Source organism: Streptomyces cacaoi (assembly GCF_006539165.1).
Taxonomy (GTDB): domain Bacteria; phylum Actinomycetota; class Actinomycetes; order Streptomycetales; family Streptomycetaceae; genus Streptomyces; species Streptomyces cacaoi.
The window spans coordinates 111,804-120,998 of record NZ_BJMM01000022.1; the positions used below are offsets into that span (position 1 = coordinate 111,804).

Sequence of the window (9,195 nt, forward strand, 5' to 3'; positions counted from 1 at the left end):
ACGGACCAGTGGCCGACAATGCGCGAGCCAAGAGGCTGGCGGACCTCATCCGTGAGGTGGTCGCCGAGAAGCTGCACCGGGGGATCAAGGATCCGCGGCTCGGCACCCACGTGACCGTCACCGATGCCCGGGTCACCGGCGATCTGCGGGAGGCGACGGTCTTCTACACGGTCTACGGGGACGACGAGGACCGGAAGGCGGCAGCGGCGGGTCTGGAGAGCGCCAAGGGCGTGCTGCGGTCCGCCGTCGGCTCGGCGGCGGGCGTCAAGCACACCCCGAGCCTGACGTTCGTGCCGGACGCCCTCCCGGAGAACGCCCGGACCCTCGACGAGGCGCTCGCCCGGGCGCGCGCCGCCGACGAGGAGGTCCGAAAGGCGTCCTCCGGGGCCAGCTACGCCGGTGAGGCCGACCCGTACCGCAAGCCGGGCGAGGGCCAGGAGCCGGAGGACGGCGAGGACGAGAGCGTCTGAGCCGTGGCACGGAAGAAGGAGGACGGCCCGGGCGGGCTGCTCGTCGTCGACAAGCCCGCCGGGTTCACCTCGCACGATGTGGTCGCCAAGCTGCGCGGTATGGCCCGTACCCGGCGGGTGGGGCACGCGGGGACGCTCGATCCGATGGCGACGGGTGTGCTCGTCGTCGGGCTGGAGAAGGCGACCCGGCTGCTGGGGCATCTGGCGCTGACCGAGAAGGAGTACGTGGCGACGGTACGGCTCGGTCAGGAGACGGTCACCGAGGACGCCGAGGGGGAGCTGACGGCCTCGGCCGGCGCCGGCGGGCTGAAGCGGGCCGATCTGGACGAGGCCGTGGCCGCGTTGACGGGGGAGATCCAGCAGGTGCCCTCGGCGGTGAGCGCGGTCAAGGTCGACGGGAAGCGGGCCTACGCGCGGGTGCGTGAGGGCGAGGAGGTGGAGCTGGCCGCCCGGCCGGTGACCGTCTCGTCGTTCGTGGTGCACGACGTGCGGGAGGAGACGGCGGAAGACGGTACGCCCGTCGCCGACGCGCTGGTGTCGGTCGTGTGCTCCTCGGGCACGTACGTGCGGGCCCTCGCCCGGGACGTGGGCGCCCGGCTGGGCACCGGGGGGCATCTGACGGCGCTGCGGCGTACCCGGGTCGGGCCGTACGGGCTGGACGGCGCGCACACGCTGGAGCAGCTCCAGGAGCGCGTGGACGCGGAACGTCCGCTTCCCGTCCTGCCGTTGGGGGACGCGGCGGCCGCCGCCTTCCCGCGCTGGGACGTGGACGAGGAGCAGGCACGGCTGATCGGGAACGGGGCGCAGCTGCGCATGCCGGCCGGGGCCGTGGCGGTTCCCGGCGGCGGAGCGGTGCTGGACGGCCCGGTGGCCGTGTTCGGTCCCGGGGGGCGTTTCGTGGCGCTGGTCGAGGACCGCAAGGGGAGGGCGAAGAGCCTGGCGGTCTTCGCCTGAGGACCGGCGGGCTCGGCCCGCCTCGCCGTACCGGGGACCCCGGGGTGCGCTGCCGCGGCCCCGGGGTCCGTGCGTGTCCGGGACGGGATGCGCCCGAGCGCCGTGCGGTGGGTGACGACCGGGGCCGGTGGGGCGGGTGCACCGTGCGGCGGGCGCGTTCCGTCGTTCGCGCGCGTGCCCCGTGCGCCGAACGGCGTCGACGGCGCCCGCCCCACGATCCCCCTCCTGTCCCCCCGAGGTCTCCCTGTCCAGCTCTCGGCCGTGTTTCACCGGAACGAGCAGGCGCTCGGAGTGAATGACGGGCGCGGACGGGGGCGCGTTGGCTGCTCGGCCTGTCGCCACTGATCAACTGCGCTCTACCGTCGCACGGGGGTGGCACCGGCCCGTCCCGTGCGCCCGCGATGCGCGGGGCCGGCGGGGTTCCGGTCGCCTCCGGTGGCGGGGTCGGCGCGGAAGGTGCGGAACGATGGTGGCGGTGCGTGGGCGGCCCACTCTGGTGCGCATCTGTGACCTCGCGGGGCGTCCCCGGGGCGCGGGGGTCCCCGTCGACGATCTGGGCACGCTGGTGACGACCCATGAAGCCGTGGAGGGACTGGGCCGGGCCGTGGTGCACGCGCCGTGCGGGCGCACCTTCGTCGCGGGCAGCGGGGACATCACGCCGGTGCCGGAGTGGAACCTGGCGCTGGTCCGCACCGAGGGTCTCGCGTCCGTGCCGTGGGTGATCGCCGCCGAACGGCCCCGTCCCGGCGGCGCCGTCGACGTGCTCACCCCCGACGGCCCGCTGCGGACCGCCGTCACCGGCACCACCGCCGTCACCTACACCTCGACCGACCGCTACCACCCGCTCCAGCAGGTCCTCCAGCTCGATCTGCCCGAGGCCGTCCGCGTCCAACTGCGGCTGAGCAGGCCCGCGTCCGGGGCGCCCGTCGTCGACGCCGGTACCGGCGCGGTGCTCGCTCTGCTCGGCACCGCGCTGCACGCACCGGACCGTTCCTGCGGGTTCGCCGTCCCGCTGTACGCGGCCGGTGTGCTCGCGCCGGACGGGCCGCTGGCTGCGGTGCTGCGGCGCAACGGCGCGACGGTGCCCGGCTTCGGGCCCGATCTGAACCTGGCCGGTGCGCTGCATCTGACCGCGACATCCGCCGGGCCCGCCGTCGAGCGGTGCGCCCGGGCCGTCGACCGGCCCGAAGTCGCCCGGGAACTCGACGCGTTCGGGCGGGGGCCCGCCTCCGTCCTCGCCCTCGTGGGCGAGCCGGGCACGGGGCGGACCACGGAGCTGGCCGCGCTGGCCGCCCGGCGGGCACAGGGCCCGGAGCCGGCGCCCACGGTGTGGCTGCGCGGCGCCGAACTGCGCGCCGAGGACGACAGCGTGCGGGAGGCGGTGGGGCGGACGCTGGCCGCCGCCGGGCGGATCGTCGCCGCGTCCCAGCAGGGGGCGGGCGCGGGGGTGCTGGTGGGGGAGCCGGGCGGTGCGAACCCCGATGTGGTGGCGCGGCTGGCGCGGCTCGCCGGGCGTCCGCTGCTGGTGGTGCTCGACGCGCCGGAGGAGATGCCGCCGCAGCTGGCGCACCGGCTGCGGCGGTGGGCCGCGGGCACGGCCAGCTGGCTGCGGGCGTGCGGCGCGCGGATGGCCCTCGCCTGCCGTCCCGAGTTCTGGGAGCGGGCCGGGGCGCTGCTGCCGCCGGAGATGCTGTACGGCCCGGCTGCCGGTCCGGGTCAGGAACTGCCCGGACGCGGAGTCGGAGAGCAGAAGGGCGAGGAGTCGGAGGTGCCGGAGCCGGCCGGCCGCCCGGTGTCCGGCGGAGGCGTGCCGGGAGGGCCCGGGCTGCCCGGGTGTGTGCGGCTGGGCGGGCTCACCGGGCCCCAGGCGGCACGGGCGCGCGCGGTCCACGGGGTGGCGGAGGGGGCGCTGCGTCCGGGCGACGACGGGCATCCGCTGGTGCTGCGCATGGCGGGGGCGGTGCGGGCGGCGCAGGGCGGTGCGGCGCCGGAGGGCGGGGCGGCGGCCGGTGCGCCGCGGCGCGCGGAGGTCTTCTCGGCGCATCTGGATCTGCTCTCGCTGCGGATCGCGGAGCGGCTCGTGGGAGGGGGCCGTGCGCCGGGGGAGGTGCGCAGGCTGGCCGCGCGGGTCTGCGGACAGGTGCACGAGGCCGCCCGCCGGAGCCTGGGCCCCGGCCTGGGGCAGCTGGACCGGGCCGTGTTCGAGGAGCTCTTCCCGTGGAACGGAGGGTGGGCCTCCGCGGTCCTGGCCGAGGGTCTGCTGGCGCCCGCCGGCGACGGATACCGGTTCGCCGACGAGGAGTTCGCCGACTGGCTCCAGGGCGCGCATCTGGAGCTGGACGGGGCGCTGGACGCCCTGGTGCACCACCGGAGCACGGCGACCGTCGTCCCCGTGCCGCGCCACCGCATCGGTCCCGTCGTCCAGGCCCTGCTGTTGTGCGATGCGCGGGACGGGTCGCAGATGCTCGCGCCACGGTTGCGGAGGCTGGTGGACCGGCTCGCGGAGGGGCGGCGCGCGCCTGCGGAGGCGGCCCCGGGAGACGAGCACGGCACCGGAGCCGGACCCGAGCGGGACGGTGACGGCGACGAGAACGGCGACAAGAACGGCGACAAGAACGGAGACGGGGAGGACGCGCGGGCGGAGAGCCTGTGGTGGGCGGCGCATCTGCTGGGCGAGACGCTGCTGCGGGTGCCGGACGCCCGGCCGTATCTGCGGGTGCTGCACGCGCTCGCGGAGCGCGTCGCCGATCCGGCGGGCGACGACGTGTCGCGGTCCGGCTTCGGCCCGTGGTTCTGGCGCGCGCTGCCGCTGCGCCCGGCGGAGAAGGCGGAACTGCTGCGGGTCCTGCTGCCCGCCGACCCGCCGTACACCGGTGCGTCCGGCCGCGCCGAGCGCTGTCTCGACGTGCTGGCCGCGCTGCTGCGCGACGAGCCGCGGGCCCTCCAGCCCCTGCTGTGCGAGTGGTTCGACGACACGCGTCCGCTGCGGGAGCGTACCGACGGGCCCGCCGTGCCCGGGCGGAACGGTGGTGCCGAGCGGAGCGGGGCGCGGTCCGGCAGCCGTGCGGTACCCGGTGCGGCGCGGCCGACCGTCGCCGACGCGGCGCAGGCTCTGCTGTACACGCACCGCGGCGGCGCCGTCGACGAGTTGGTGGAGGCGCTCGTCCGGGCCGCGCATCCGCGGGCCGACGCGCTCCTGGCCGAGCTGGTGCCGGAGGAACCGTCGGCGCTCTGCCGCGCCGTCGAACGCTGGGCCCGGGATCCGCGGGAGGGGCGCCGGGTGGCCGCGGCGGTGTACGGGCCCCGGCTGGCCCGGCGGGTGCGGGGCGAGGAGGAGCGTGCGCTGCTGCGCCGCGCGGCGCTCTTCCTGCTGCGCGGGTCCGCCGACGGCTCGCTGCACGACTGCGCGCTGGCGCTCCTCGTCCGCGATCCGGTCTCCCGTGGGCACCATCTCGACCGGGCGCTCGCGCGCTTCGCGGTGAGCGGGCACGGCGAACTGGCCGTGGCGCTCGGCCTCGCGTCGGCCACCCACCCCGAGCCGGTGTTCGACGCCTTCCGGGCCGTACTGCTGGCTGCCCCGGAAGGCGGCGAAGACGTGTCTCCGGCGGTCCAGCAGCAGACGCTGCGGGCCCTCGCGGAGGTGGGGACGCCCGCGCCGGCGCGGCGGGCGGCGGCGCTGGCCGGGGAGTACGCGGCGCGCTGCCCCGGCCGTGCGCGGGAGGCCGTCGCCGCCTTCGTCCGGCGGCGGCCCGTGCGCGGTCCGGCGGCCCGCGCCGTGCTGCGGCCGATGGTGACGGAGCTGCTGCGCGACCAGCGGGTGCCGTTCCGGGCGGGCCTGGCCCGCGAGCTGGGCCGCGGGGCGGGACCGGTACGCGACGAACTGCTCGATCTGCTGCTCGTCACCGAACGCGAACTCCCCGTGCTGCGCGAGGCGTTGCGCGCCGTCGTGCACACGCTCGCGGACGGCCGTACGGCGGCGACGGCGGCCACGGCGGACGCACCGGATACGGCAGACAGGGCCGGTACCACGGGCACCACGCGCGGACCGGAAGCGGTGGGGGAGGCGCGGGCCGGGCGCTGGGGGGACGGACGGCTGGTGTGCCGTATCGGGCAGCGCATGGCTTGCCGCGCGGAGGGAGCCGCCCCCTTCGACCAGGAACTGACCGCGCTGGCCGGGGAACTGCCCGGACTCGGCGCGGCCGTACGGGCCTGGGCGGCCGGGGCGCCCGGGGAGTGGGCGGCGCTGGCCGGGCCCGGCATCCGGCGGCTGCTGGGCACCGGACCGTCCGAGAGCGTGCCGGAGGCAGGCACTCCGGCCGGGGCCGCCGTCGGGTCCGCCGAGGCGTAGCAGTGCCGACTTCGCCCGGGGCGGAGTCGCCCCCGAGCTGTCCCGAAGACGCGTCGGACCGGGGCACGGCCGCGTCGTAGCAGGCCGGAAGCCGGGCGGTGCCGGTGCCGCCGGGGCGCGGGCCGGGTGGGTCCCTGCCGGGGGCGTGGGGGCGGCATGGCACCCTTGGACCGGCGAATGGACGGCGAGCACCACCGCCACCACCATTGGCTCAGGCACTGGCTGTCTAGGTATCGGCGAGGAGCAGGACGTGCAGCGCTGGCGTGGCTTGGAGGACATCCCGGAGGGCTGGGGGCGCAGCGTCGTCACCATCGGCTCGTACGACGGGGTGCACCGCGGGCACCAGCTCATCATCGGCAGGACGGTGGAGCGCGCCAGGGAGCTGGGGGTTCCGGCCGTCGTCGTCACCTTCGACCCGCATCCGAGCGAGGTCGTGCGGCCCGGCAGCCACCCGCCGGTGCTGGCCGCGCATCCACGCCGGGCCGAACTGATGGCCGAGCTGGGCGTGGACGCCGTGCTCGTGCTGCCGTTCACCACCGGGTTCTCCCAGCTGTCCCCGGCCGACTTCGTGGTCAAGGTCCTGGTCGACAAGCTGCACGCGCGCGCCGTCGTCGAGGGGCCCAGCTTCCGCTTCGGGCACAAGGCGGCCGGAACCGTCGAGACGCTCGCCGAGCTCGGCGGCACCTACGACTACGAGGTGATCGTCGTCGACCTCGTCGAGCGCGGGACGAGCGGTGAGGCGTACTCCTCCACGCTGACGCGGCGGCTGGTCGCCGAGGGCGAGGTGCGCGGCGCCCGCGAGGTGCTCGGCAGGCCGCACCGGGTCGAGGGCGTCGTCGTGCGCGGTGCCCGGCGCGGCCGCGAGCTGGGCTACCCGACGGCCAATCTGGACACGCCGCCCTACACCGCGATCCCCGCCGACGGCGTGTACGCGGGCTGGCTCCTGGCGGACGGCGAGACCATGCCCGCCGCGATCTCCGTCGGCACCAACCCGCAGTTCGAGGGGCGGGAGCGCACCGTCGAGGCGTACGCCATCGACCGCGTGGGCCTGGATCTGTACGGCCAGCAGGTCGCCGTCGACTTCCTCGAACAGCTGCGTGGCCAGGAGACGTTCGAGAACCTGGACGCCCTCAAGGCGCGCATGGCCGAGGACGTCGACGAGGCCCGGCGGCTCACGCAAGCCTGACCGGGACGCCCGGCGGGGTCTTCCGCGCGAAGAGGGAGCCGGAGCCGTATCCGATCGAGGGCCGGTGGTCGTGGCGCGACCACCGGCCCTCGACCGTGTCTTCCCGGCTGCCCGGACGGTCCAGGACCGCTCCGTGACCTGTCCCGGACCTGTCCCGGGCTGCTCTGTCGGGGCCGCGGGCGCGGCCCGCCCTCACTGCTGGGGCCAGCCTCCGCCCGGCTGCGGGTGGCCGGGGCCCGGCTGCTGCGGAGCGCCGTACTGCGGGGGCGGGCCGGCCGGCTGCTGCGGTGCGGCACCCGGCTGTGGGGGCACGGCACCCGGGTGCGGGGCGCCGGGCGGCTGGGGCGCGCCGGGGACGCCGCCCTGGCCGGGCATGGGCGGGGCGAGCTGCGGGGGCGGATTGCCGTCCGCCGTCCACAGGCCCTGCTCACGCTGGGCGCGGGCGAAGTCCTCGGCCACCATCGCCGACAGATTGAAGTACGCCTCGCGGGTCTTGGGCCGCATCAGGCCCAGATCGAGCTCGGCGCCGGCCGACAGATGTTCGTCGAACGGGACCGTGACCACGCCGCGGCAGCGGGTCTCGAAGTGCGCGACGATGTCCTCCACCTTGATCATCTTTCCGGTCTCGCGGACGCCCGAGATGACCGTGATGCTGCGCTGGACCAGCTCCGAATAGCCGTGCGCCGCAAGCCAGTCGAGGGTCGTGCTGGCGCTGCTGGCACCGTCGACGGACGGGGTGGAGATGATGATCAACTGGTCGGCGAGGTCCAGCACTCCGCGCATCGCCGAGTACAGCAGCCCCGTCCCGGAGTCGGTCAGGATGATCGGGTACTGCTTGCCGAGCACGTCGATCACCCGGCGGTAGTCGTCGTCGTTGAACGTTGTCGAGATCGCCGGGTCGACGTCGTTGGCGAGGATCTCCAGGCCGGAAGCCGCCTGCGAGGTGAACCGGCGGATGTCCATGTAGCTGTGCAGATACGGGATGGCCGTCACCAGATCGCGGATGGTCGCGCCGGTCTCCCTGCGGACCCTGCGGCCGAGGGTGCCGGCGTCCGGGTTCGCGTCGATGGCGATGACCTTGTCCTGGCGCTCGGTGGCCAGGGTGGAGCCGAGCGCCGTGGTCGTCGTGGTCTTGCCGACGCCGCCCTTGAGGCTGATGACCGCGATCCGGTAGCAGGACAGCACCGGGGTGCGGATCAGATCGAGCTTGCGCTGCCGCTCGGCCTCCTCCTTCTTCCCACCGATCCGGAACCGGCCGCCCCGGTTCTGGTTCTGCGGACGCGGCTTCTTCTTGCTGTTGACCAGCCGGTCCGAGGACAGCTCCACCGCGGCCGTGTAGCCCAGCGGGGAGCCGGACTGGTCCGTCCGCCGCGGGTCGACGGCCCCCGGATACGGCTGCACCGACGACGGGACGGAGGGCGGACCGGCCGGACCGCCCGGCTGCCCGGGCGCACCCGTGCCGTGCGGGGGCGTGCCCGGCTGGTGTGGCACGCCGGGCGCACCCGGGGCGCCCGGCGCCTGCGCGGGAGGCTGCGCACCGCCCGCCGGGGTACCGTCCGGGGGCGTGCCCGGCTGGGCAGGCCGGGGCGCGGCACCGGGGGTCGACTGCTGTGCCGTGCCGGGGAGTTGACCGCCCGGGTATCCGTAACCCGGTCGGGACGGATCACCCTGCTGCGGGACGCCGGGCTGCTGCGCCGGGGCCTGGGCGGCGGGAGGGTGCGCCGGGGCGTGCGGGGGCTGCTGAGGCTGCTGGGGTGCGTACGGCGTGGCCGGCAGCGCGGGAGCACCGGGCTGCGCGGGAGGCATCGGGCCGCCCTGCCCGGGGGCCGGCGGCCGGCCCGGAACGGGCTGCTGCGCGGGCGGCTGACCGGGCTGCGGCGACGGCTGCTGCACCGGCTGCTGGGGGTAGGCGTACCCGCCCCGGCCCGGGGCGGGAGCCGGCGGCGTGCCGGGGGCCTGCTGCGGCGGCTGCCCCGGCTGGCCCGGCTGTCCGGGCTGCCCCGGCTGCGGGGTGCCGCCCGGGGGCGTACCGCCCTGCTGCGTCGTGTGCTGCGGCATGCCCGCGCCGTCGGTCCGGGGCGCGTGCTCCGGGCGCGCGGGCTCGCCCGGCTGACCGGCCGCGGGGGTGCGGGCGGCGCCTGCCGTCGGCCACGGTGCGCCGGCCGGCGGCGGCGTGGCGGCAGGCTGGAAGTCCGGCGGGAGCGGCGGGAGCGGGGACGCACCCTCCGCTCCCGCCG

Annotated in this window: 5 protein-coding genes and 1 pseudogene; 5 read left to right on the forward strand and 1 reads right to left on the reverse strand. The window is 76.7% G+C overall.

Translation table 11 applies throughout. The features are described 5' to 3' along the window. Window positions 1-8: 8 nt before the first annotated feature. From rbfA to SCA03_RS20885, 4 genes are all read left to right on the forward strand, one after another. On the forward strand, window positions 9-470 hold the full coding sequence (gene rbfA, locus SCA03_RS20870) for a 30S ribosome-binding factor RbfA (RefSeq protein ID WP_030887338.1): 462 nt from the start codon (window positions 9-11) through the stop codon (window positions 468-470). A 3-nt stretch (window positions 471-473) separates the two neighbouring features. Further along, entirely contained in the window at window positions 474-1,424 is a 951-nt protein-coding gene (gene truB, locus SCA03_RS20875; protein WP_086816798.1) for a tRNA pseudouridine(55) synthase TruB, read from the forward strand. A 466-nt stretch (window positions 1,425-1,890) separates the two neighbouring features. Further along, window positions 1,891-5,772 carry a serine protease gene (locus SCA03_RS20880; protein WP_174864505.1) on the forward strand — a complete coding sequence of 1,294 codons (3,882 nt, stop codon included), beginning with the start codon at window positions 1,891-1,893 and terminating at the stop codon, window positions 5,770-5,772. A gap of 250 nt (window positions 5,773-6,022) precedes the next feature. After that, complete coding sequence (locus SCA03_RS20885) at window positions 6,023-6,958, forward strand: bifunctional riboflavin kinase/FAD synthetase (RefSeq protein WP_141275564.1); 936 nt, start codon at window positions 6,023-6,025, stop codon at window positions 6,956-6,958. A 192-nt stretch (window positions 6,959-7,150) separates the two neighbouring features. Here SCA03_RS20885 and SCA03_RS37295 read toward each other — a convergent pair whose 3' ends face one another. Then, complete coding sequence (locus tag SCA03_RS37295; protein WP_371863965.1) at window positions 7,151-8,449, reverse strand: MinD/ParA family ATP-binding protein; 1,299 nt, start codon at window positions 8,447-8,449, stop codon at window positions 7,151-7,153. A 135-nt stretch (window positions 8,450-8,584) separates the two neighbouring features. Between SCA03_RS37295 and SCA03_RS37300 the strand changes: the two are divergent. Beyond that, window positions 8,585-9,195 (forward strand): annotated as a pseudogene (locus SCA03_RS37300) (hypothetical protein); the annotation flags it as partial.

Coding starts and splice junctions, on each gene's coding strand:
- SCA03_RS20880 (WP_174864505.1), top strand. CDS start 1,891: ATGGTGGCGGTGCGTGGGCGGCCCACTCTGGTGCGCATCTGTGACCTC.